Here is a 25,388-nt window from a genome sequence, read left to right as displayed (position 1 = left end):
TTGGATTAAACGTGCTTTGGATTTTATTGATTGTATTTATTGCCTCAGCTGCAATTGATTTACAGTATCGCTACACTAGCCGCCAAGTGGAACAAGAGTTTCGCCATTCCTTTGACGCTTACCAATTGCAGATGATTGAAATTTACAATCAATCATTACAACGCAACTATTTAATCGCCCATCTGATGCATGGATTACAGTTAGAAAATAAATTGCAACTTCTTAAATTTAAAGCCTTATTTTCCCAAATGCAGCGAATTCAAAAACTGACTGGAAGTTTTTATTATTTGGATTCCGATGGCGAGGTAGTTGGCTGGAAGGAAAGCTCTTCTGGGTATGTATTGGTCAATGAGCTTCCCCAACTTCTTCAGCAAAAGTTAGACAAAGCAGGATTTAAAAATTTATCCAAGCTCGAATTTTTTGGACCTGGGTTTATCGGTATACAGACTCAGGTTTTAAACCATCAGGACAAGTTTGCAGGTTGGTTATTAAATACCTATTCCGCTAGGCAAGTTGGTCAGTTGACACCATTAACTGGCAGTCAATTAACTCGGACGCATTCTGCGGTACTGGCGCCATCTGGCTATCTTTATAAAGGTCATAATCATCTGGTTAATCTCCATCATGTATTGGCAACATTGACTAAAACAGTGGATGTTAGACTTCAGGCGAAGCGATTAAATGAGCTGACAAACAAGCAATATGCAAGAATTATAACTGCTCAAGGCGTGCTTTTGGTAAATCCGATGTATGTCGCTGATGATACCTTCTCTGCGGTGATGCTGATTAATCGGAAGATGATTTTTGGTGTAATCCACAATTGGATTGTTGCAGTTGCTCTGGGCGCTGGGGCATTACTAGTGCTAGGGCTGTTAGTGATCTCTCTTTTGGGGGTCCAATATAAACGTCGCCAACAGCTGGCTTTATCTTCGGCGTTATTAGAGGCTGCATTTGCTCGGAAAATATTTTTAGCAATCCTCGACTCTAAAGGACGGGTTAAACGTGTTAACGGTTTTTTCTTAGAGACCTTTGGCTTGCGTTTTAGTGATATGCAATACAAACCGCTCGATCAGATCATTGATTTTGACCCCGCCCTTCCTAAGTTACTCGATATGGCAGCAAAAAGAGGACACTGGCGTGGTGAAATGAAGTTAGGTTTAATGGCCAAGCTAGTCTATGTGCAGTTTGATATTTCGCTAGTTAAGCAAGACAATTTACCAGCGTTATTTGTCTGCTCAGGGATTGATAATCAGGCTCAACGTGAAATGACGAAGCTACTTACTGCTCAGGCGACGATGGATTCGTTAACCGGGCTATATAACAGAACCTTTTTAAACGATCAGATGGAGCGTGAGATCAAACGCTCTGAACGTAATGAGTCGCCTCCATCATTGTTACTGATTGATATCGATTATTTTAAACAAATCAATGATCAATATGGCCACTTAGTGGGGGATCAAGTATTGGTCGAATTTGCTCAATTACTTTTAACTCGAGTTAGGGCCAGCGACATATTGGTTCGCTGGGGAGGTGAAGAATTTGTGATTCTGGCGCCAGATACATTGCTGAAAGACGCCTGTCAATTAGCGGACCAGTTGTTAGTGAGCATCAGTGAGCATACTTTCACCCAACAAATTCATTGCAGCTGTAGCATTGGCATTGCACAGTGGAACAGTGGGCTAAGTGCTCAACAGGTATTCCAGCAAGCTGATGAAGCACTATACGAAGCCAAAGCTTCAGGACGAAACGCCTATTGGGTTTGGGAAAAATCCGAAGATGATAAAAATACACCAACTTCTTGATGACTCAGTCGGCGATATTCACCAGGTTTTAAGTGGCTATCGAGTGTAATTGTGCCTATTTGTTCTCGATGCAGCGCGGTTACTTTGTTATCGACTGCGGCAAGCATCCGTTTCACTTGGTGGTAACGACCTTCAACGATAGTGAGCCGAATGAGCTGGTCGTTCACCCGTTCAACTTGCCCAGGCAGGGTCGGAGTCTCTTCACCTCGGAGCATTACGCCTTTACATAATAATTGTTGTGCTTCGATAGTCAGAGGTTTGGCAAGTGTTGTTAAGTACACCTTTTTTTGATGATGACGTGGCGAAGTGACTTGATGTGACCATTGACCATCATTCGTTAGGAGCAGCAAACCGGTTGTATCTGCGTCAAGCCGCCCGGCGGCATGCAAGGGTGGGTTACAGAATTCATCAATGATATCCAATGCACTGGGATGGTTTGGATCTTCTCTGGTGCTTGTGTAGCCGGCAGGCTTATTGAGCATGAAATAGCTTGGGAAGCTTAAATGTAGTTCTTGTCCTTGCAATGTGACGAGGTCTGTCTCTGATATGGCGGTTTTGCCTTGTGTAGCTATTTTTCCATTAATTGAAATATGCTTTTGCTTTAGCCGTTTTTTAACTTCACTGCGAGGTAAACCTGTTGCATGGCTGACGAATTTGTCCAGTCGTTGACTCATTAGAATGCATCTTTAGAGTAAATTCATAGTTTAATCGATACGTTTGGACCTTGATAGTTTTCTTTGCGTACAAACCGGTGTGATGTCTATGAAGTTTGCGTTGCCTCAAGCGCTGTATTGTTACAGCCGTTAAATATAAATGGGGTAATATTGTAACGAAGTTATGTATATTATGGCCATTTGCTGTGGGAAAGTTCATGCGAGCTAAAAAATACGCTTTATGACTAGGAATTGTCCTTGTGTTTATTGATGATAGAGGCAAAATATTCGTAATTGAAATTTGGTATGGCCCTAAAGCAAAATTGTTAGAGCACAAGATTTGAGCATGCTTAAGACGTATATATTTTAAGCAATTAGGATCTGGTTACTGTCATTTTGAGATTTAGATCTGGGTTTGTCCGCTGTGGTTTGATTTAATAACGGTGTTTCACCGCACAGTGTGACTTGTGCCGCAATATGATAGTGCCTTAGTTGAAAAGTTTACAGGAGAATAACATGGCTCAGCGAGCTGATATTTCGGTCACTTGGGAAAGATGGCAAGCAACCCCAGACGGCCAGACCGCTCGTCTTTTCCACCTGACCAATAGACGTGGAACTCGATTGACTGTTTCTGACTGGGGGGCGACTTTAACGTCATTTAAATTGGCCATGCCAAACGATAACTTACGTCAGTTAGTTTTGGGCTGTGATACGCTTGAAGATTATCTGCAAAGTCCTTATTTGGGTGCAACGGTTGGTCGGTATGCGAACCGTATTCGTGGTGCCAAATTTAGCGTCGATGGGCAACAATACAAGCTAATTGCTAATGAAGGTGAGAATTGTTTACATGGGGGAGAGATTGGATTTGCCCACCAATTATGGGATGCTGAAATTATTGAGTCTATTCCTGCGGTACGTTTTACATTGCACTCACCTGATGGTGATGAAGGATTTCCTGGCAATGCGATTGTGACCGTCACGTACACGTTGAGTGAAGATAATAATATCCGTATCGATTATGAAGCAACAGTCGATAAAGCGTGCCCATTTAATTTGACTAACCATAGCTACTTTAACTTAGACGGTGTGGCTGGGGATGTGGGGAATCACGTTGCACAGATAAATGCCAATCAATACTTGCCAGTAGATAGTGAGAGCTTGCCAGATGGAAGTCCTGTATCGGTTGAGCAGACTGCGTTTGATTTTAGAACAGCAAAAGCATTTAATCAGGATTGGCGAAAAATTGTCTCTGACCAGCGCTATCGGGGTTTTGACCACTGCTTTATTTTAGACCAGAACGATGGTAGTCAACCTGTCGCTCAAGTGCGCTCAGGTGATGAACAAGTCGTATTATCCCTTTACACGACATCCCCTGCCGTGCAGTTGTATACAGGCCAATATTTAGAAGGGACCCGCGGACATAATGAACTGGTCTACCAGAATCGTGATGGTTTTTGTTTAGAAACTCAATATATGCCCGATCAACCTAATAGTGACTGTGCCGAAGAATGTATTGTTCGTCCCGAAAGGCCATTTAAGCATTCGACGACTTTTGCCTTTCATTGCTAGATGCTAGGATAATTACTTAAAAATGAAGGGAGCCTCATTTTATATGAGGCTTTTTTTATGCTAAGCAATCATAGAGGGGGCTGAGATGAAGCGTTTTTTTGCCGGATTGATGGTATTGATTTTGTGTGCGTGTGCGCTCATGCAATTAGCTTCCCCAGATCCGTTACTTTGGTTTAGTGCGACACTATTTGTTGGATTAATCTGTATGTTATGTGCCTGGGGGATTTGGTATCGTAAATTAGCATTTATTGCTTTATTGGCGAGTGCCGTTGGTTTAGGTTGGGTTTGGCAGGGCAGTATTTGGCTGTTTACCCAGTTCTCTCTTTGGGATTCAGTGACTTTTTTCTCTAGTCATTCACCATTTTTGCAAATGCGTCATGCCTTAATTTTATGGATTATGCTCATTGCTTTGGTGGGGATTTTGATTAATTTGAAAGATAATAGTGATGCTACAACTGAGCCAGCTAAAGTGAAGAAACCTCAGCCTTCTGCAAAAGAGAATGAGCGGCTAGAACCCAAAATATAGTGTGTTACTGACTTAATCTTAGCTGGACATATAGCCAAAGCTTATCCTTTATGAGTTTAACATATTGGATTTATGTTATTTTTAGCAATATAAATAACATACGCAGATAAGTTTTGAGGATTCATGGTCGGTATCCCAATAGACTATGGTGAACTGCAAATACGCGGATTATTGGACAGATTGTAGGTTTTATGAAAAAAGATACGAAGTATGTGGCTTCTGGTCGCAAAAAAGAATGGACTCGCGGGGCAGTGAATCCAGCTGTGGCTAGAGCATCCACAGTTATTTTCGATAGTGTCGAACAGATGAAACAGGCAACACAGCATCGTGAAGGGAAGACATTATTTTATGGGCGCCGAGGTACATCCACGGCATTTGCTTTTCAGGATGCAATGAACGAGCTTGAAGGCGGGGTGGGTTGCGCACTCTATCCTTCAGGAACTGCGGCTATTAGTGGAGCCTTGTTGTCATTTTTGAAGGCGGGCGATCATTTGTTGATGGTTGACAGTGTCTATGAGCCGACTCGAGATCTGTGCGACAAGCTGTTGTCTCGCTATGGTATTGAAACAACCTATTATGACCCAATGGTGGGCGCTGATATCGAAACAATGATTCAGCCCAATACCAAAGTAATCTACCTTGAATCACCAGGATCCATCACCTTAGAAGTTCAGGATGTGCCTGCGATTACCAAAGTTGCTAAATCGCATGGCATTATGACTATGTTGGATAATACGTGGGCATCTCCGGTAAATTTTCAGCCATTTGAATTGGGCATTGATGTTTCTATTCAGGCGGCCACTAAATATATTGTTGGCCATTCAGATGTGATGTTAGGAACGGCAACGACGACAGCAGAGTACTGGGACCAATTGCGTGAACATAGTTATTTGATGGGGCAGTGTACATCCCCAGATGACCTCTATTTGGCGCTGCGTGGCGTTAGAACGTTAGGGGTAAGAATGCGTCAACATCAGCAAAATGCGCTTGCTGTTGCGCATTGGTTAGCGAAACGCAATGATGTTGATCATGTTCGCCATCCTGCGTTGGCAACCTGTCCGGGACATGAATTCTTTACGCGTGATTTTCAAGGTTCGAATGGTTTATTCTCGTTTGTTCTCAAGCAGGGAACTCAGGCAGGCATTGATGCGATGCTCAACGAAATGGAGCATTTCAAAATTGGTTTTTCATGGGGCGGATTTGAAAGCTTAATTTTAGGCCATATGCCGGATCATGTTGCGCATCTGCGCTCAGTGACTCAATGGCAAGCAAAAGGACCATTAATTCGTTTGCACATTGGTTTGGAAGATGTCGATGATCTTATTGGCGACCTCGATGCTGGATTAGCTCGATTAAATGCACATTTGTGAACATGATTAAAAGTAAAAAGCCAAGCAAATGCTTGGCTTTAAGTTTTTCTCTGATTCAAGATGGGTAACAGTGACTGTGTTGACAGAGTGACTCATCCGCTTGCTAGATGAGCAAAAATGAGCTTTTTGGTCATGTATCTAAAAGCAAATGCCACCTAATGGTCATCGCAACAGAGTGTACAACTCTATATTTACAACTCTTTTTGAACAATTCAAACTCAAAAGGCGCTCACGTTGAGCTACGTTAGCGCCTAATCCTAGTGGGTTACTTTGGTGTAAGCTAAGCCGGAGATATTATGGTTGTGGCCACAGCCATGGAAGTTGCTGTTTTTGTTTTTCTTCGAATGCCGTAATTTTTTGTTCGTGTTGCAATGTCCAACCGATATCATCCAATCCTTCAAGTAAGCTATGTTTACGGAATGAATCAACCTCAAAGGCGATTTCGAGCCCTTTGGGAGTACTGATGGTCTGTTCAGCTAGATTGATAGTGAACTGACTCCCTGGATGTGCTTCAAGTTCGGCAAACAGAGCTGCTAGTTCCTCTTTGGTCACGCGGATGGGCAAAATACCATTTTTAAAACAGTTGTTAAAAAAGATATCAGCAAAGCTGGTTGATATGACGGTATTAAAACCGTAATCAGCAATGGCCCAAGGTGCGTGTTCGCGTGAGCTACCACAGCCAAAATTATCGCCAGCAACTAGAATTTTAGCACCTTTCACCTCTGGTTGATTCAGTTCGAAGTCTGGATTATCGCTACCATCTTCCTGATAACGCCAGTCATTAAACAAATGAACACCAAAACCTGTGCGTTCTACTTTTTTCAAAAATTGTTTTGGGATAATTTGGTCGGTGTCAACATTTGAACGATTCATCGCCACCGCAATTGAAGTATGAGTTTTATAAGCCTGCATTATTTTTCTCCTATGACCCGTGACGGTGTTATTTCCAGTGGCGCAAATCAACAAATTTTCCGGCAACAGAGGCCGCAGCTGCCATAGCTGGTGAGACTAAGTGTGTTCGCCCCCCTTTGCCTTGTCGCCCCTCAAAGTTACGGTTTGAGGTTGAAGCACTACGTTGTCCGGGTTTCAGATTATCACCGTTCATCGCCAAGCACATTGAACATCCAGGTTCTCGCCACTGCCAGCCAGCTTCAATAAAAATTTTATCAAGGCCTTCTTTTTCTGCTTGTATTTTAACTGGATAAGAACCTGGGACAGCGATAGCTTCGACGCCAGGAGCGACTTTTTTACCTTTGAGTAACGCGGCTGCTTGACGAAAATCTTCAATGCGTCCGTTAGTGCAAGAGCCGATGAATACCACGTCTATACTGACATCGGTAAGCTTAATCCCTGGTTGCAAGCCCATATACTTAAGTGCATTGATCGCAGCCTGAGATTTGATTAAATCACTCATCTGCGCAGGGTCAGGCAATGGTTGATCGACAGGTAATACTTGCTCAGGCGAAGTCCCCCAAGTGACCAGTGGTGAAATATCCGCGCCATTAAGTGTAACAACTTTATCAAATTGGGCGCCTTCGTCGGTTCGCAGTGACTTCCAATATTCCACCGCCTGTTCCCAGTATTCGTCTGCGGGGGCAAACTCTTTGCCTTTTAAGAATGTGAATGTTTTTTCATCTGGAGCAATCAAACCTGCCCGAGCACCAGCTTCAATTGCCATGTTACACAATGTCATACGGCCTTCCATTGATAACTCTTCAATGGCTTGACCGGCAAACTCAATCACATGACCCGTTCCGCCAGCGGTACCAATTTTACCGATAATCGCTAAGGCAATATCTTTGGCTGTTGCAAATTCTGGCAGTTGGCCATTGACGACAACTTGCATCGTTTTGGATTTTTTCTGTTGAATCGTCTGAGTGGCCATAATATGCTCAACTTCAGAGGTCCCAATGCCAAATGCTAAAGCGCCAAACGCGCCGTGGGTTGCTGTATGGCTATCACCACAGCAGACGACCATACCTGGATGAACAAAGCCGTGTTCAGGAACAACAATATGAATAATCCCGTTATTTTGATTACTCATATCGTACAGATTTAAACCATTTTCAGCGCAGTTATGAGCTAAGGTTTCGACCTGTTTACGACCAATAGGGTCGCTGATAGAGTCACGATTGATAGTCGGAATACAGTGGTCCATTGTTGCTAGAATACTGTGGGGATTACGGATTTTTCGTCCCGCAACTTTTAGTCCTTCAAATGCTTGGGGGCTTGTAACCTCATGCATTAAATGACGATCAACATAAAGTAATGGGGTGCCGTTCTCTGGTGAATGAACCAAGTGTGCATCCCAAATTTTTTCATACATTGTCTTTTTCATTGGACTTTTCCCACGTTGCTCTAACCAGTGTTAGTGCTGGCCATTTTTAATTTATATTTAGTTTTTATACCTGAATGTTGATTATTCTAGCGAGGCCAAAACCTCAGACTTTGTATAGTGCGATAAAATCATGTGAAAGTGAAGTGTTTAATGCTAAAAAAAATAGATAGGTTAAAATTATACGTCCTATATTTAGCTTTTGTTGCTAAATATATTGCTATTAAATCCTAAAAATTAGTGATTTGTGGTTTTTATTCATCTTATCCGTTATAAGTGCGCAATTTTTCACTATAACTGACTATTTAACACTCAGAAAAGTGATTTAAACCGGTGTTTTTAGCTTCAAAGGCGCTAATTTAGTGTCACGATCTCGACTCATGAACAAAGCATCGCTATAATGCGGCGTCTTTATTAAAGGTTGTAAACTCAAATTAACCGGTTTTAATACGGCGAGGTCCTGTTTAGGTTTACTGGATTAGGGGACTTTTAGTAAGCTACAGTCCAATTGAGGCTAAGGCCGAAGATAGTCGTTAAATCTAAACAGGACCTCGCTTGATAAGCGTTGTTCTAAAAGTTTACTCTGGGGAAAAAGTCAGTAAGAACTGACCGATACGAGGTAAGAAAATGCAGGTTTCAGTAGAAACGACTGAAGGTTTGGAACGTCGTCTGTCCATTGCGGTTGACGCACAAACTATTGATGAGGAAATCAAACAAGCGGTTCGTGATATTGCTAAGCGTGAACGGATGCCAGGGTTCCGTCCTGGTAAAGTGCCCGCATCAGTGGTTCAAAAACGCTATGGCGCAGCAATTGAAGCGGATGTCAAAGACAAAGCAATGCAACGTCATTTCTATGAAGCAGTGATCCAGGAAAAACTTACTCCTGCTGGTGCTCCGACTTTGGAAGTTGGTGAAATTAAAGATGGTCAATTTCACTTTAGTGCAACGTTTGAAGTTTTCCCTGAAATTGAATTGAACGATTTCGCTGCGTTGGAAATTGAAAAAGTGTCATCTGAAGTGGTTGACAGTGATGTTGACGACATGGTTGAAACTCTGCGCAAGCAGCGCGTCAACTGGTCTGAAACAACTGAAGATGCTCTGGAAGAAGGGGATCGTGCTACATTTGACTTCGTTGGTAAAATTGATGGCGAAGAATTTGAAGGTGGCAAATCAGAAGGGTTCTCGTTAGAAATCGGCTCTGGTCGTATGATCCCTGGTTTTGAGGATGGTCTGAAAACTCATAAAGCTGGCGAACAGTTTACGATTAAAGTGACTTTCCCTGAAGACTATCATGCAGAAAACTTAAAAGGTAAAGAAGCTGAGTTTGATATTACTTTAACTAAAGTTGAAAAACCTGAGCTGCCTGAAGTTGATGCAGAGTTTATCAAACAGTTCGGTATTGAATCTGGTGAATTGGCGGATCTTCGCGCTGAATTACGTAAAAATATGGAACGTGAACTTAAACAAAAACTGCGTAGTGACAGTAAAGAGCAGGTTTTGGATAAATTGCTCGAAGCGAATGAGATCATTGTTCCAAGTGCGCTGGTTAAAAACGAAGTTGAGCAGCTGCGTAAGCAAGCCATGGAACGCTTTGGTGGTCAGGTTGATCAGAAAAACCTACCTAATTTGCCAGATGAATTATTTAGCGAACAAGCAGAACGCCGTGTGAAAGTTGGCCTATTATTAGGTGAAGTGATCAAGGTAAATGAACTGCAAGCGGATGATGAAAAAGTTCAAGAGCACTTAAAAGAGATCGCTTCAGCATATGAACAACCAGAACAAGTGATCGAATACTATAATAATAATAAAGAAATGAAAGAGAACCTTTCAAATGTTGTTCTTGAAGAACAAGCCGTTGATTTGATTTTAGATAAAGCTAAAGTAACAGATGTGACTAAAGCTTTTGATGAAATCATGAACAAATAAGTCAATAGCCGATCGGTTAGATTTGACTTTAGCCGATAAGGCTTGCATATAATGGCTCGGTAGGTTCAATTCTCCCGAGCCATTTATTTAAGGAAGCGTGTATCGATGTCAAAAGATTATCCTGATTTAAGTAACCCTCTAGCTGCGCTTGTTCCGATGGTCGTCGAACAAACATCAAAAGGTGAGCGTTCCTACGATATCTATTCGAGATTGCTCAAAGAGCGGGTTATCTTTCTAACTGGCCAGGTTGAAGACAACATGGCTAACTTAATTGTGGCACAGTTGCTCTTTCTCGAATCAGAAAGCCCTGATAAAGATATTTTCCTGTATATTAATTCCCCTGGTGGTGTTATTACCGCGGGGATGGCAATTTATGATACGATGCAGTTTATAAAGCCTGATGTTAGTACTGTTTGTATGGGAATGGCTGCGAGTATGGGGTCATTTCTGTTAGCGGGTGGTGCGAAAGGTAAACGTTATTGTCTACCGAATTCTAAAGTGATGATTCACCAGCCTTTGGGCGGTTTTCAGGGACAAGCATCAGACATTGAAATCCACGCCAATGAAATTATCAAAACCAAGCGGCGTATGAATGAGTTATTGGCATATCATACTGGGCAAAGCTATGAACAGATTTCCAAAGACACTGACCGCGATAATTATCTGACGGCAGAAGAGTCTAAAGAATATGGCTTGGTAGACGATATATTAACTAATCGTGGATAAGTAAATTTGAAAAGCATGTAGAGCGTCATCATATATAATAAGGTTGATAATGGCTCTGCAGTTGTGAGGTTAGCTAATGGCAGATAAACACAAAGGTGATGGGGACAGTAGCAAACTGTTATACTGCTCATTTTGTGGGAAAAGTCAGCATGAAGTACGTAAATTAATTGCTGGTCCATCGGTCTATATCTGTGATGAATGCGTGGAATTATGTAATGATATTATCCGCGAAGAGATCAAAGATATTTCACCTAAGCATGAAAATGGGGCTTTACCTGTACCGAAAGAGATCCGATCTCATTTAGATGAGTATGTTATCGGTCAAGATCAGGCAAAAAAAGTCCTCTCTGTCGCAGTTTATAATCACTATAAACGGTTGCGTAACTCCAGCAGTACCGATCAAGTTGAATTAGGTAAAAGTAATATCTTGCTGATTGGGCCAACGGGTAGTGGTAAAACATTGTTAGCAGAGACCATGGCTCGGTTACTTGATGTGCCATTCACAATGGCTGATGCGACAACGTTGACCGAAGCAGGTTATGTGGGTGAAGATGTTGAAAACATCATCCAGAAATTGCTGCAAAAATGTGACTATGACGTTGAAAAAGCGGAACGGGGAATTGTCTATATCGATGAAATCGATAAAATTTCTCGGAAGTCTGATAACCCATCTATTACCCGTGATGTTTCAGGAGAAGGTGTTCAACAAGCACTGCTGAAATTGATTGAAGGTACTGTTGCCTCAGTTCCACCACAAGGTGGGCGTAAGCATCCTCAGCAGGAATTTTTACAGGTTGATACTTCTAAGATCCTGTTTATTTGCGGTGGTGCTTTCGCTGGGTTAGATAAAGTGATTTCGCAACGCACTGAAGCACATGCGGGGATTGGTTTCGGCGCTGAAGTAAAAACCAAGGAACAGCAAAACTCGGTTTCTAAAATTTTTGCACAGGTTGAGCCTGAAGATTTGGTGAAATATGGTTTGATTCCTGAGTTTATCGGTCGTTTACCAGTTGTCGCATCACTGACTGAATTAGATGAGTCGGCATTAGTGCAGATCTTGAGCGAACCGAAGAATGCGCTAACTAAACAGTATGGTGAGTTATTTAAACTTGAAGGTGTTGAGCTAGAGTTTCGTGAAGATGCTCTTAAGGCGATTGCTCACAAAGCGTTAGCTCGTAAAACGGGTGCGCGAGGGCTACGTTCAATTGTAGAAGACGTCCTGCTTGATACTATGTATGATTTACCTTCAATGGATAATGTTAGCAAAGTAGTGATTGATGCAACTGTTATCAAAGGTGAGAGTGATCCATTGATTATCTATTCGAATAAAGAGCAGGCTAAAGCATCCTCTGGTGAATAGAGACCTATAATTCTTTAATCGCAAACAAAGGTGACTTCGTGTCACCTTTTCAATTTACGCACGACTATATTCACAATTGGCGTAATTATATTCAGTTAACCGCTTTTTATCACTTTTTCTGCCATCCCTAATTGAATCTATGAGAGTTACCCCAATATACTGAACATAGCGAATTTATATTTCAGCTAAGGCAGAGAGGATCAAATGACCTTAGAGCGTTCAGAAAGTATGATAATTCCGGTGCTGCCACTAAGAGATGTGGTGGTTTACCCCCATATGGTCATCCCTCTATTTGTGGGGCGTCAGAAGTCTATCCAATGTCTGGAAACAGCCATGGAAAATGATAAGCAAGTTTTGCTTATTGCTCAGAAAGATGCCTCTACAGATGAACCGAGTGTTGATGATTTATATGATGTAGGCACAGTTGCCAATATTCTTCAGCTGCTAAAACTTCCTGACGGTACCGTTAAGGTCCTGGTGGAAGGTAGCCAGCGTGCGAAATTGAATGAGTTTACTGACAATGAAGATTTCTTCGAAGCTCAGATCGACTTTATTCAATCGCAGCCGATTGATGAGCGCGAGCAAGAAGTGCTGGTTCGGTCCGCTATTTCGCAGTTTGAAGGATATATCAAGCTCAATAAAAAAATTCCGCCGGAGGTTTTAACTTCTGTTTCTGGAATTGATGATGCTGCTCGACTAGCAGATACCATGGCTGCGCATATGCCACTCAAACTAGCCGATAAACAACAGGTTCTAGAGATTGAGAGTGTTAATGAGCGTCTTGAATATCTGATGGCGATGATGGAGTCTGAAATCGACTTGTTACAAGTTGAAAAGAAAATCCGTTCTCGCGTGAAAAAACAGATGGAAAAAAGCCAGCGTGAATACTATCTCAACGAGCAGATGAAGGCGATTCAGAAAGAGCTGGGTGAGATGGAAGAGGGGCAGGATGAATTTGAAGTTTTGGCGCAAAAGATTGCTGAAGCTAAAATGCCTCAAGAAGCCCGTGAGAAAACCGAGGCCGAGCTTAATAAACTGAAAATGATGTCACCGATGTCGGCTGAGGCTACCGTCGTTCGTGGCTATGTGGATTGGATGCTGAGTGTCCCATGGACGAAACGCTCCAAAGTGAAAAAAGATTTAGCAAAAGCTGAAGAGATTTTAAATAGCGATCATTACGGCCTTGAAAAAGTCAAAGAACGAATTTTAGAGTACCTAGCGGTTCAGAATCGAACGAATAAACTCAAAGGTCCGATTCTGTGTTTGGTTGGCCCTCCTGGGGTTGGTAAAACCTCTCTGGGGCAGTCGGTTGCTCGTTCTACTGGGCGTAAGTATGTCCGGATGGCGTTGGGCGGCGTGCGTGATGAAGCTGAAATCCGTGGGCACCGTCGGACTTATATTGGTTCTATGCCGGGTAAACTTATCCAGAAAATGGCAAAAGTAGGGGTTAAAAACCCGTTATTCTTATTGGATGAGATCGACAAAATGTCATCTGATATGCGCGGTGATCCAGCCTCAGCTTTGTTAGAAGTACTTGATCCTGAGCAAAATAATAGTTTTAACGACCACTATCTTGAAGTGGATTATGACTTGTCGGATGTGATGTTCGTTGCGACGTCAAACTCGATGAATATTCCAGGGCCACTCTTAGATCGTATGGAAGTGATTCGGTTGTCTGGTTATACCGAAGATGAAAAACTGAACATTGCTAAGCGTCATTTAATCGAAAAACAGATTAAACGGAATGGCCTCAAAGTCGCTGAATTGACGATTGAAGATAGTGCAGTGATCGGCATTATTCGCTATTACACCCGTGAAGCGGGCGTGCGTGGGTTGGAGCGGGAGATTTCTAAGATCTGCCGTAAGGCAGTTAAACAGATCCTTCTTTCGCCAGAGGTGAAGCATATTGATGTTGATATTAAAAACTTGCACGATTATCTAGGTGTACAGCGTTTTGATTATGGCAAAGCAGATGAGCACAACCGAATAGGGATGGTTACCGGTTTAGCTTGGACCGAAGTGGGCGGGGATTTGCTGACCATTGAGACTGCATCGGTTCCGGGTAAAGGTAAAATGACTCAAACCGGTTCGTTAGGCGATGTGATGCAAGAGTCCATTCAGGCGGCTATGACAGTGGTTCGTTCACGTGCTGATAAATTGGGGATTAACTCTGATTTTTATGAAAAACGAGATATCCATGTGCATGTCCCAGAAGGTGCTACGCCCAAAGATGGTCCAAGTGCTGGGATTGCAATGTCAACAGCGCTGGTTTCGGCTCTGACTGGCAATCCGGTTCGTGCTGATGTCGCCATGACCGGGGAAATTACCTTACGTGGGGAAGTGCTCCCGATTGGGGGGCTCAAAGAAAAATTATTGGCAGCTCATCGCGGTGGAATTAAACGCGTACTGATTCCCAAAGAAAATGAGCGTGACCTTGAAGAAATTCCTGAGAATGTCAAAAAAGAACTTGATATACGTCCTGTCCATTGGATTGAAGAAGTATTAGAACTGGCACTTGAAAGAAACCCCTTTGGTGTAGAGTTCGTCACTAAAAAAACTGAAACTGCTTGAGCTTGAGCGGTTGATACATAATAATTGTCAGCTCAGTCTTCCTGATGGGCTGACAAAGTTGTGTCATAGTGGCCTTGTAATGGATGAAAGGTTTTTGGCCGAATTAGATGATTATCAAAGGGGATTCTTGTGAACAAAGCTCAGTTAGTTGATCAAATTGCAAGCGGTGCTGATATGTCAAAAGCAGCAGCAGGGCGCGTACTAGACTCTATGTTGGAAGTCATTACGGAGTCACTTAAAGATGGTGACCATATCAGTATTATAGGTTTTGGATCGTTTCAGACTCGGGAACGAGCCGCTCGCAGTGGTCGCAACCCTCAAACTGGGCAAAAGATTGAAATCCCGGGTGCACGAGTGCCTGCATTTAAGGCAGGGAAGCTCCTTAAAGATTCAGTAAATGAATAATATTTTTCTGATTTAAATTATCGAGCGCATCATAGATGCGCTTTTTCGTTATCTATAGCAGTGAAGAGTGAAACCAGAATGTTGGAGAAGATTCAGGAAGGTGGTCATGGGTTAATGATTAAAATTATCCTATGTCTTATTATCGTCTCATTTGCCTTGGCCGGGATTGGGACCTATCTTGGTTCATCTGGTGTTAATTATGCCGCCAAGGTCAACGGGCAAGTAATATCGGAAGCTGAATTTCAGCAGGCTTATCAACGCCAACGAAGCGAGATGCAGCAACGTTATCGTAATTTTTCCCAGCTTGCTAATAATCCTCAATATATCGCTCAATTGAAGCATAGTGTTTTGGCAAGTTTGGTTAATCAGAAACTGATTGATCAAGAATCGACCAAGCTAGGTATTTCGGTTAGTGATAAACAGGTAGAAAACACCATTGAGAATATGGATGCATTTAAACAAAACGGTAAGTTTAAAAATGCATTGTTTCTTCAGCAACTGCAAAGTAATGGATTGACGGCAGTCCGTTTTAGTCAACTCGTTCGTAATGACTTGCGGAATACTCAGCTACAACAAGCATTATTTGGTTCTCAATTTGTTCTAAACAACGAAGTGAAACAACTAGGTAACTTGCAAGCACAAACTCGCAGTTTTCATTATGTACATATTCCAGAAGCAAATTTTGCAAAAGATATAAAAGTTTCGGATAAAGAGGTCAAAGCCTATTATCAGCAACATCAGGAACAATTCCGCTCACCTGAAACAGTTGATATTAATTATATCTTGCTGAATGCTAAATCTATTGCCAATTCAATCAAAGTATCTGATGCTGAAGCAGAAAAATATTTTCATGAGAACGCAGATCAGTACCAATTACCCGTGCAGCGCCATGTTGCCCACATTTTGATTAAGCCGGGAAAAGATCCTCAAAAAGCGAAAGCAGAAGCTGAGAAGCTCGAAAAAGAGCTGAAAAATGGCGCTAATTTTGCAGCTTTGGCAAAGAAATATTCTCAAGATCAATTTACTGCTAAAAAAGGTGGTGTGCTTGATTGGTTCCAGAAAGGGGCTATGCCTAAAGCTTTTGATAAAGCCGCATTTGGTTTAGCTAAAGTAGGGGATATTAGTGGTGTCGTTAAAACGAAGTATGGTTACCACATCATCAAATTACTAGGGATACAGAACTCGAAGTTACCTCCTTTTGCGCGTTTCAAAGCCAAAATTGTCAAAAAAATTCAGCAAGATCAGGCGATGAACAAGTTTTATGATCTTTCACAGAAGCTGAGTAACCTTACTTATGAGTCACCTGACTCACTGGATCAAACAGCCAAAAAGTTACACTTAAAATTAGAAACAGCTAAAGGGGTTGATAGAAATAATCTACCTAGTGATATTGATTCTCAGAAGACTGTTCAGCAAATCTTCGCCAAAGATGCCATCGAGAAACAGCAGAATAGTCCGATTATTAATTTGAGCCCTGAAGAGGCTTTAGTCGTTCGTGTGACTGGACATAAAAAGGCATCGGTTAAACCTTTTGCCCAGGTTAAAAATGATGCTCAGCAAGCTTTAGTGACCGAAAGAGCGATTCAAAAAGCACAAGACTATGCAAGTAAACTCGCTAATGCTGCAGATAAGCCGCAAGAGTTTGACAAGCTGCTTAGAGCGCAAAACTTGAAGTTAGAGCAAGCATCTGATGTAGCTCGAAATGATCAGAAACTCAATCAGCAGATCGTGAGTGAAGTCTTTACGATGGCTCATCCAAAAGATGGCAAACATCCAACTAAAGCCGTCAATACAGTGACTGGGGATGCATTTGTCATTCAGCTGGATCAAGTCAATCAACCTAAAGTGGATGAGCAACTGACAAAACAAATCCGTCAACAGTGGCCGTCACAATTAGCCAACGAAGATTACCGTTTATTGCTAGACTATTTAAAAAGCAAAGCGGATATTTCATATAATGGTTAAATATAGTCAGTATGGACGAGTACTGTTCACTCGGCAGCGAGTCTTTTGGGGCGCTGCGCTGCTGAGTGTAGCGATTGCGATTAGTTTGTGTGTCTACTTTATATTGTTTTATAATTCGCAGACCGTTAATCCAATTGTTGGTAAATGGCGAAGTGCCGAGCCTTACTTTGGCAAGACTGAGTATTTGAATTTTTCCAAGCGAGGCGTTATTCAGGATGGAAGCCTGATCCATACCACCTATAAAATTCATCGTAACACTATTTATGTAGAGACGAATTTAGGTGAGCAAAAGTATGTGATTTCCAATGACCGAATGCGGTTATTTATTCGTAAGCCGCGGGTCGGTAAGCTCACTTTTAATCGGGTAGGACCACTGCCTAAAGAGCTGCAGCGAGATTAAAAAAAGCCATCTCTATGAGATGGCTTTTTGTTATCAGAACGACTAAAAAGCAGATTACACTTCAATGGGACTAAATGGAACGATTGGATTAACATCTGCGTCATAATCGACACCATCTAAGCCAAATCCAAATAATCGCATGAATTCTTTTTTATAGAATTGATAGGCTGTTTTTTCCTGAAAATTCTCACTCGTCAGTTGTGGCCATAATTCATGACAGGCCGACTGGACATCTTCACGGAGTTCCCAATCATCTAAGCGAATCCGGTTTTCGTCATCCAGAGGGATTTGATCAGCTTGGCCATAAAGACGCTGTTCAAATAAACGCTGGATCTGTTCGATACAGCCTTCGTGAAGTCCTCGTTCTTGCATGACTTTAAAGACCATTGCTAGATATAATGGCATGACGGGAATGGCTGCACTTGCTTGGGTGACAACACTTTTCAGTACGGCAACATTGGCGCCACCTTCAATATCTTCTAGGCTGGCATTGATTTGAGCTGCTGCACGGTCAAGGTCTTTTTTCGCCTGGCCGATTGTGCCATGCCAATAGATAGGCCATGTTAAGTCAGCTCCAATATAACTATAGGCAACACTGCGAGCGCCTTTGGCTAATACACCGGCATCTTTTAAAGCGCCCATCCACAGCTGCCAATCTTCACCGCCCATCACTTTAACTGTGTTGTCAATTTCTTCTTGGGTTGCAGTTTCGACGGTTGCTTCAAATAGCTCGTCTTTATTTGTATCTACTGCTGTAGCTTTATAGGATTGACCAATTGGTTTTAAGGCTGAACGAATGACTTCGCCTGTATCTGGCATTTTTCGAACAGGTGAGGCTAAAGAATAAACAACTAAGTCGATTTGCCCCAGATCGGCTTTAATTTGCTCAATTGTGGTTTGACGAATTTCATTCGAGAATGCATCACCATTAATGCTTTTGGCATATAAGCCTTCGGCATGAGCTGCTTTTTCAAACGCTGCACTGTTATACCAGCCTGCTGAGCCAGGTTTTTTTTCTTTAGGTGCTTTTTCTAAAAAGACCCCTAGTGTAGAGGCCCCACCACTAAAGGCAGCGGTAATTCGCGAGGCTAGGCCATACCCAGTTGATGCACCGATCACCAAAACCCGTTTAGGGGCATTGGCAATTGCGCCTTTGCTCTTCACATAGCTAATCTGCTCATTCACATTAGCTTCACAGCCTGTAGGATGGGTGGTCGTGCAAATAAATCCACGAATTTTAGGTTTAATAATCATCTATATGGTTCCTTTGGCTTATTCAATTGTTAACTGAATAAGGCGAATGTAAAACGCGTATATCATAACATAACCAAGGGCTAACTTAGTTAGCCTCATATGAACATTACTTTTTGAAGTCGGTATAGTAAGCATTAAGCAATCGTTGCGTCACACTGTGTTGCGGGCTTTCAAATAGAGTTTTTGTCTGAGTCCATTCGACAATCTCTCCTTGGTGCATCACTGCTACTTGGTCACTCATATGACTTACCATCCCCAAATCGTTGGAGACTAAAATATAACTCAAGCCGAATCGTTCTTGCAGCTCCAATAATAGGTTAATGATTTGTGAACGTACAGAGACATCCAGTGATGAGATACTTTCATCTGCAATAATGATTTTGGGGTTGAGAATGAGTGCGCGAGCGAGGGCAACTCGCTGCTTTTGGCCGTTACTGAGCATCTGCGGATAATATTGCGCATGCTCAGGGAGTAATCCGACTAGTTTCAAGGTTGATGCGATACGCTCAGAACGTTGACGATCCGTCATATACGTATTCAGTGCCAGTGGTACTTCCAAGATTCGACCAATACGGTTTCGTGGGTTTAATGAAGTATTGGGGTCTTGAAAAATCATTCGAACCAATTTGCAACGCTTGGCATTTTCACCATAGTGTAAAACTTCCCCATTGATACTAATTTCTCCTTCAGTGGGGCGATTTAATCCTGCAATGAGTCTTGCTAAAGTTGATTTTCCTGAACCCGATTCGCCCACTAATGATAGCGTATGCCCTTGTTTTAAAGTGAGATTGACGGATTTTAAAATAGGTATCGAATGGCGTTTAAACCAATTATCATGCACACGAATATGCTGTGATAAATTCGTTACTTCTAATAATGCGCTCATCCACGATCCTCTTCAAAGTTCAGTGGATAATGACAGGCAAAATAGTGATTCTTAAATTGCACAAGTGCTGGTTGTTGCACACATTCACGTTGCGCTCTAGGGCAGCGAGGTCCGAGTCGACAGCCAATGGGCAGGTGTTGTAAAGATGGCGTTGCACCGGGAAGAGAGGGCAAACGGCTTTTGGGCTCCAGACCATCAAGATAATTAGGGACGGCATTGATTAATGCCGATGTATATGGATGATGTGGATTATCCAGTACCTGCTTGGATTGTCCTGACTCAACTGTTTGGCCACAATATAAGACAGTCACTTGATCGGCTAGATCAGCTAATGTTCGAAAATCGTGATTGATTAATAATACCGCTGTGTTATTGAGTTTGCTGAGCTTATCGAGCAAACGCAAAATCTGCATAGCAGTGGTTGTTTCCATCGACGTGGTTGGCTCATCAGCAACCAATAACCGTGGTTGACCCGCAATCGCCATCGCGATCATGATTTTTTGGCAGATCCCATCGGAAAGTTCATAAGGATAACTACGCATAATACGTCGTGGATTTTTTATTCCAACCCGATGCAATAAATTCCGAGCCTCTTTATGGCGCCAGCCAATCCGCTGCCAGATTTTACCTTTAAATAAACTCCAAGGTATGGCTTCAATCAGCTGTTCACCAATTTTCTCTGCTGGATCCAAGCAACTCGCAGGTTCTTGAAAGATCATGGCTATTTCACGCCCCATCATCTGCCTGCGTTGTTTCGGGGTTAAACTGAGCAGATCAAGTTTCCCCAGACGCATACGATCAGCGCGGATTCGCCAGGTTGGTTTGGTCACTCCAAGTAGTGCTTTTGCAATGAGACTTTTACCTGAACCTGATTCTCCAACTAATGCGCGAATTTCGCCTTCAGCCATAGTTAAGCTGACTCTTTCGACCGCTTTGACTAATCCAGCAGGGGTTTCAATTTCGATTGTTAAATTGCGGATATCGAGCAATGCCATTATTCGATCCCCTCATTAAGCGCCTGTCGCAAACCTTCACCGACTACATTGACTGACAGAATACAGATCACCATGGCGATTCCCGGTAGCGTTACCGTCCAAGGTGCGACGAGTAATAAGTCTCGACTTGCTGACATCATCGCTCCCCATTCGGGTAATGGCGGTTGTGCTCCAATCCCAATAAACCCTAAAGCAGCGATATCCAAAATCGCCGACGAGAGAGCACGAGTTGTTTGACTGACAATGGTTTCAAGAATATTAGGCAAGATGCCATATTTAAGAATATGAAAATGAGAAGCCCCATCCAGCTTGATAGCCATCAAATATTCTTTTTGCATCTGTTCAACGACAGCTGAAAATGTCGAACGGATAAATTTAGGAATTTGCGCTAACGTTACCGCTAATAGCGTTGTTTCTAACCCCATGCCCATCAGTGAGACGAATAATAACGCCAGCAACAATGAAGGAATAGAAAGCGTGGTATCCATTAAATGGTGTAGCACGCTTGATTTGAACCCTCGAGTTACCCCCGCTAAAATTCCGACCGGGACCCCAATAAACAGTGCAATTAAAATGACAAGCAGCGCGCCACCAAAGGTTAATTGCGTGCCGTAGATCAGCCTAGATAGAACGTCACGGCCTAAATCATCGGTTCCCAGGAAATGCTCCATTGAGCCAAGATCATCCCATGATGGCGGGATCAACAGATGAGAACTCATCTGATTAATTGGATGTATCACCAAATACGGGCCCGCGATAGCTAAAACGATAAATACGAGCAAAATCCAAAATGCGATCATCGCCAGTCGATTATTATGAAAATTACGCCAAATCCGAACCGGTGTTGACGGAATATATTCTTCAGCAAAGATATTATTTGAGTTGCTCATAAATCTCCTTGCGACGAATAGGATACGTCATCGCAGTGAACAGGTCGGTCAATACCGTCGCACAGATCACAAAGCTGGCAACAACTAACATGCCACCTCGGATGGCTACATAATCATGCTGATAGACAGCATTAATGAGCCATTGACCAATTCCTGGCCATGAAAATACGGTTTCAGTGACCATTGCCATGGTAAGAACACTGCCAAATTGTAAGCCTAATGTAGGGAATATATTGGGTAATGTGTTGCGAAGTGCATGGCGAAAGACAATTTCTGATTTTGATAACCCTTTCAGGGCTGCCGCTTTAATATAGTTCTCTTGCATCACTTTTGTCATTGCACTCGAGAGCTGTCGAATCACTTCTGTGGTTGGCAAAATAGCCAATACCAGTGCTGGGAGCGCTAAGTGATGTAAGACCGACATAACTGCAACATGACGGATTTGTGCCGGCATTAAAAAAGCATCAATTAAACTAAAACCAGTCACATGGGGGATATACAGTAACGGATTAAATCGTCCCGCAACAGGAAACCATCCCAGGTCAAGAGAAAAGTTCATCACGAATAATATGGCTAACCAAAAAACTGGAATGCTGTATCCGACCATCGTTAAGCTAATGATCACTCGACGGATCCAATGGCGACGGAATAATCCACAGACTGCTCCTAACGGGATCCCGATGATGAGCGAAATAATGAACGATGCAAAACACAGTTCCAATGTCGCAGGGAACACGCGAAGAATATCATGCATGACTTCATGTCCGCTAACTGGAGAAACACCTAATTGACCATGTAAATTATCCCAGACAAATTGACCAAATAAGAAGATTACATTCCCATGTTCTGGGACGACTCCGCCATTTTGATAGCGATCTAATCCAAACGCAATCAGGTTGAGAATAAGCAGCGTTATCAGCAATAGCATGATACGCCTGATGAAGTAACGTAGCATCGTTTACTTCCTGTCGTTAATCGTTAAGGCAATCCCTTTCAGCATTACCCTCATAATATTTAAGATGATTGACTAAGGTTCAATCGCATTAAACCATCAAAAAACATGATACATAAAATAAGAATACATGATGATTTTGGGAACGAATTATAAAAGCCTCTGGTCATCAGTATCTACCGTTTTGATATATTTTTTTGTTTTAACACCAATAATCAGGACAATTTTTACACATTTGACCTCTATTTGTGTTTTTTTCATGCATACTTCAATCAGTTAAACTAAAAACTTAAATTGACATAGTGTCAAATTCATTATGTGATAAATGTTTAGAGCGAGGTTAAAGGGGGCTATTTGCATTCAAATTGGCAAACTGTTGGGCGGGAGTGGCTTAAAAGAGGGACAGACCAACATCTACGTATCGCGGTGACAGGTCTTCGCCAAAGTGGTAAGACAACCTTTGTCACGGCTTTGATAGATGCCTTACTCAATTGGAATAAAGCTAATTTATCGATGTGGAAAGTCGCATCGAGTGGACGATTACTGGGATGTACGCAATCTCGTTATGATTTGTTGCATATTCCGACATTCCCATACGATCCATTACGTGAGCAGCTTGCCAATGGGCAATGGCCACAAGCGACGGAAACGTTGAATGAAATTCGGTTGACGATTCGCTACCAGCCTCAAGGGAGTCTGCGTCAAAAGCTGACTCCTCGCCGCGACTTGTTGGTGGATTTGTTTGATTATCCAGGTGAGTGGTTGTTAGATTTGCCTCTGTTAGAGCAGTCCTACCAGCAATGGAGTGATAATGTTCGGAAAACGCTTGAATCTAATCCATTGGCGGAGCCGTTTTTACGTAAAGCCAGCGAGTTAGATCCATCTGCTGAGGCCGCTGATGTCCCATTAAAAGAGATGGCTCAGGATTATCGACAATGTTTAGTCGCTTCGCGCCAGCAGGGCGGATATTGGTTGACACCGGGCCGGCTGTTATTACCCGGTGAACTTAACGATGCTCCTGTGCTGGAGTTTTTCCCTTGGGTAGGCAAAATGGCTTCCAATAGTAGCCAATATTCAAAACAGAGTTGTTTTAAAGTACTACAACAGCGTTATGACTATTATCGACGTCACATTGTCGAGCCTTTTTATAAAGAACATTTTAGCCGTTTTGATCGCCAAGTTGTCTTAGTCGATGTCCTCGATGCTCTTAATTATGGGCCAAGTGCCGTCTCTGAACTGCAAAAGGCACTGAGTGAAGTGTTAAAAAGCTTCAACTATGGGCGACGGAGTTTATTGAATCGGCTATTTTCTCCCCGTGTTGATAAAGTTTTGTTTGCCGCTACTCAAGCGGACCGAATTACGATGGATCAATATCCCGCTTTGTCGTTATTGATCGATGATTTGTTGGCCAGTGCAATGGGGCGATTACGGTTTAACGGTATCGAGTATCAGACGATGGTCACTAGTGCTGTGGTAGCAACAGAGCAGGGAAAAATCCAGAATAAGCCGGCCCTGAGAGGCAAAGAATTAAAGACGGGGCAATGGTTGAATGTTTTTCCTGGTGGCGTTCCGAAAGAGGTTCCTGAGGCACATTTTTGGGATACCCATCATTTTGATTATCCTTCGTTTTTGCCTATTGCAACGCCAGTCGGTCAGCCAATGAAACATATGCGTCTTGATGCGTTATTAGAATATTTAATAGGCGATAAACTTGTATAACATCGTTCGCTGCTGTGAGCCGGGAGGTTGGTATGAATAAACTCGCACAACGAGAAAATTTTTCATCTCAATTAGAAAATGATTCACCTGTCGAAGACTCATTATCAGAGCGTATCGATTTTACCAGTGATCCAAACTGGCAACGAGTTGACGAAGATGAATATAACCATGATTTATCATTTGATGTTGATAAACCATCTCAAAGCTTAAAACTTCAATGGTATTGGAAAGCCTTAGCGCTAGGATTGGCGGTGATTATTATCTGGCCGTTGTTCCGGGCTGTTGACCAACTAATTTTTCAGCCGTGGGGCGCGAATTCGTTATATTCGGTTGCAGTGGTTGTAGTCAGTTTGATCATTTTTATTGCTATTCTACGCGAGCTTTGGGCTGTGTACCGTTTTAAAAAACGCTCTAATCTTGATTTATCTGCACAGTTTTCTGCCTCGGGTGCACCTAAAGAGAAGCTGATCAGACAACTTAATCAAATGGCTCTGAACATGGGGGAAAACAGCGACCATTGGCAAGCTGGATTGGAACCTTATCATGAAACCCGAGAAATTCTGGGATTTTTTGAAAATAAAGTCCTAAGTGTTCAAGATAAAAAAGCCAAAAAATTAGTGTTGCGTTACAGTTCCCAGTCGGCTGTCATGTTGGCACTGAGTCCATCTGCGAGTTTAGACATGGCATTAATGATGTGGCGGAATTTATGCATGATGCGACAGATGGCCCGCTTATATGGATTACCATCGGGCATGATGATGCAAACTTTATTGGTTAAAACGGTATTGGCGAATATTGCTTTTGCTGGCGTTTCACAGGTGATCAGTGATATGGGGGTCGAGATGATGGGGACTGGATTGACTCGCAAATTATCGGCTAGTGCTGCTGATGGTTTGAGTGCCGGATTATTGACGGCCCGTTTAGGATATCAGTGTCTGCAAGTTTGCCGACCATTTAAACTCTCAGCCGAACAGATGCCCAAATTGGCGTCAGTACAACGCCAATTGTTAAAAGATATTATGCAAATGTCTAGCAAAGGGTGATTTTTGCCGGTTGAATCGGCTATATTGGATTTATGAGGAGT

The 25,388-nt window shown here is 42.5% G+C and carries 20 protein-coding genes and 1 pseudogene; 13 read left to right on the top strand and 8 right to left on the bottom strand.

The window, feature by feature from the left end; all coding sequences use genetic code 11:
* Positions 1–11 precede the first annotated feature (11 nt).
* Positions 12–1,802 (top strand): GGDEF domain-containing protein, encoded by a 1,791-nt coding sequence (locus EV690_RS00260; protein ID WP_165872610.1) that lies wholly within the window; start codon positions 12–14, stop codon positions 1,800–1,802.
* Here EV690_RS00260 and EV690_RS00255 read toward each other — a convergent pair.
* Positions 1,751–2,476 (bottom strand): pseudouridine synthase, encoded by a 726-nt coding sequence (locus tag EV690_RS00255; RefSeq protein ID WP_131910941.1) that lies wholly within the window; start codon positions 2,474–2,476, stop codon positions 1,751–1,753. The two genes, EV690_RS00260 and EV690_RS00255, sit on opposite strands and share 52 nt — an antisense overlap.
* Positions 2,477–2,971: 495 nt before the next feature.
* Between EV690_RS00255 and EV690_RS00250 the strand changes: the two genes are divergently transcribed.
* From EV690_RS00250 to EV690_RS00240, 3 genes are all read left to right on the top strand, one after another.
* On the top strand, positions 2,972–4,024 hold the full coding sequence (locus EV690_RS00250; protein ID WP_131910940.1) for an aldose epimerase family protein: 1,053 nt from the start codon (positions 2,972–2,974) through the stop codon (positions 4,022–4,024).
* Positions 4,025–4,109: 85 nt separating this feature from the next.
* The gene (locus tag EV690_RS00245) at positions 4,110–4,550 is read left to right on the top strand and encodes a hypothetical protein (RefSeq protein WP_131910939.1); all 441 of its coding nucleotides are present in this window, start codon (positions 4,110–4,112) and stop codon (positions 4,548–4,550) included.
* Between the two features lie 191 nt (positions 4,551–4,741).
* Entirely contained in the window at positions 4,742–5,920 is a 1,179-nt protein-coding gene (locus tag EV690_RS00240) for a cystathionine beta-lyase (RefSeq protein WP_131910938.1), read from the top strand.
* A gap of 294 nt (positions 5,921–6,214) precedes the next feature.
* Here the strand turns inward: EV690_RS00240 and leuD are convergent, their stop codons facing one another.
* Both leuD and leuC read right to left on the bottom strand, forming a co-directional pair.
* Positions 6,215–6,832: a 3-isopropylmalate dehydratase small subunit gene (gene leuD, locus EV690_RS00235; RefSeq protein WP_131910937.1), complete on the bottom strand. Its 618-nt coding sequence runs from the start codon at positions 6,830–6,832 to the stop codon at positions 6,215–6,217.
* A gap of 28 nt (positions 6,833–6,860) precedes the next feature.
* Positions 6,861–8,258 carry a 3-isopropylmalate dehydratase large subunit gene (gene leuC, locus EV690_RS00230; protein ID WP_131910936.1) on the bottom strand — a complete coding sequence of 466 codons (1,398 nt, stop codon included), beginning with the start codon at positions 8,256–8,258 and terminating at the stop codon, positions 6,861–6,863.
* A gap of 624 nt (positions 8,259–8,882) precedes the next feature.
* On the opposite strand from leuC, the gene tig reads away from it, so the two are divergent.
* From tig to EV690_RS00195, 7 genes are all read left to right on the top strand, one after another.
* On the top strand, positions 8,883–10,181 hold the full coding sequence (tig, locus tag EV690_RS00225) for a trigger factor (protein ID WP_131910935.1): 1,299 nt from the start codon (positions 8,883–8,885) through the stop codon (positions 10,179–10,181).
* A gap of 105 nt (positions 10,182–10,286) precedes the next feature.
* A complete protein-coding gene (clpP, locus tag EV690_RS00220; RefSeq protein ID WP_131910934.1) occupies positions 10,287–10,907 on the top strand; it encodes an ATP-dependent Clp endopeptidase proteolytic subunit ClpP in 621 nt (206 codons plus the stop codon).
* A 76-nt stretch (positions 10,908–10,983) separates the two neighbouring features.
* Positions 10,984–12,267 (top strand): ATP-dependent protease ATP-binding subunit ClpX, encoded by a 1,284-nt coding sequence (clpX, locus tag EV690_RS00215; RefSeq protein WP_131910933.1) that lies wholly within the window; start codon positions 10,984–10,986, stop codon positions 12,265–12,267.
* Positions 12,268–12,471: 204 nt separating this feature from the next.
* Positions 12,472–14,838 carry an endopeptidase La gene (gene lon, locus EV690_RS00210; RefSeq protein WP_131910932.1) on the top strand — a complete coding sequence of 789 codons (2,367 nt, stop codon included), beginning with the start codon at positions 12,472–12,474 and terminating at the stop codon, positions 14,836–14,838.
* A 129-nt stretch (positions 14,839–14,967) separates the two neighbouring features.
* Positions 14,968–15,243, top strand: coding sequence for an HU family DNA-binding protein (locus EV690_RS00205; protein ID WP_165872609.1), 276 nt, complete (start codon positions 14,968–14,970; stop codon positions 15,241–15,243).
* Positions 15,244–15,321: 78 nt separating this feature from the next.
* Complete coding sequence (locus tag EV690_RS00200; protein WP_131910931.1) at positions 15,322–17,208, top strand: SurA N-terminal domain-containing protein; 1,887 nt, start codon at positions 15,322–15,324, stop codon at positions 17,206–17,208.
* Positions 17,201–17,608, top strand: coding sequence for a DUF2850 domain-containing protein (locus EV690_RS00195; protein WP_131910930.1), 408 nt, complete (start codon positions 17,201–17,203; stop codon positions 17,606–17,608). Before EV690_RS00200 ends, EV690_RS00195 begins: the two co-directional genes overlap by 8 nt.
* Positions 17,609–17,662: 54 nt before the next feature.
* On the opposite strand, the gene fabV is transcribed toward EV690_RS00195, so the two are convergent.
* The 5 genes and pseudogenes from fabV to EV690_RS00170 form a co-directional block, all read right to left on the bottom strand.
* Positions 17,663–18,862: an enoyl-ACP reductase FabV gene (gene fabV / locus EV690_RS00190; RefSeq protein WP_131910929.1), complete on the bottom strand. Its 1,200-nt coding sequence runs from the start codon at positions 18,860–18,862 to the stop codon at positions 17,663–17,665.
* A 106-nt stretch (positions 18,863–18,968) separates the two neighbouring features.
* A pseudogene (locus EV690_RS00185) lies at positions 18,969–19,634 on the bottom strand (ATP-binding cassette domain-containing protein); the annotation flags it as partial.
* A gap of 110 nt (positions 19,635–19,744) precedes the next feature.
* Complete coding sequence (locus EV690_RS00180) at positions 19,745–20,743, bottom strand: peptide ABC transporter ATP-binding protein (RefSeq protein ID WP_131910927.1); 999 nt, start codon at positions 20,741–20,743, stop codon at positions 19,745–19,747.
* Complete coding sequence (locus tag EV690_RS00175; RefSeq protein ID WP_131910926.1) at positions 20,743–21,633, bottom strand: ABC transporter permease subunit; 891 nt, start codon at positions 21,631–21,633, stop codon at positions 20,743–20,745. Before EV690_RS00175 ends, EV690_RS00180 begins: the two co-directional genes overlap by 1 nt.
* On the bottom strand, positions 21,617–22,588 hold the full coding sequence (locus tag EV690_RS00170; RefSeq protein WP_131910925.1) for an ABC transporter permease: 972 nt from the start codon (positions 22,586–22,588) through the stop codon (positions 21,617–21,619). The genes EV690_RS00175 and EV690_RS00170 overlap by 17 nt, the downstream gene beginning before the upstream one ends.
* 351 nt (positions 22,589–22,939) lie before the next feature.
* Between EV690_RS00170 and EV690_RS00165 the strand changes: the two genes are divergently transcribed.
* Both EV690_RS00165 and EV690_RS00160 read left to right on the top strand, forming a co-directional pair.
* Positions 22,940–24,304 carry a YcjX family GTP-binding protein gene (locus EV690_RS00165; RefSeq protein ID WP_131910924.1) on the top strand — a complete coding sequence of 455 codons (1,365 nt, stop codon included), beginning with the start codon at positions 22,940–22,942 and terminating at the stop codon, positions 24,302–24,304.
* A 32-nt stretch (positions 24,305–24,336) separates the two neighbouring features.
* Positions 24,337–25,347, top strand: coding sequence for a TIGR01620 family protein (locus tag EV690_RS00160; protein WP_131910923.1), 1,011 nt, complete (start codon positions 24,337–24,339; stop codon positions 25,345–25,347).
* The last annotated feature ends 41 nt before the right edge of the window (positions 25,348–25,388 follow it).

Origin of the sequence: Celerinatantimonas diazotrophica (assembly GCF_004339545.1) — a bacterium.
GTDB lineage: Bacteria > Pseudomonadota > Gammaproteobacteria > Enterobacterales > Celerinatantimonadaceae > Celerinatantimonas > Celerinatantimonas diazotrophica.
The sequence above is the reverse complement of the archived record's forward strand: the minus strand, read 5'-3'. Positions and strand labels throughout refer to the sequence as shown.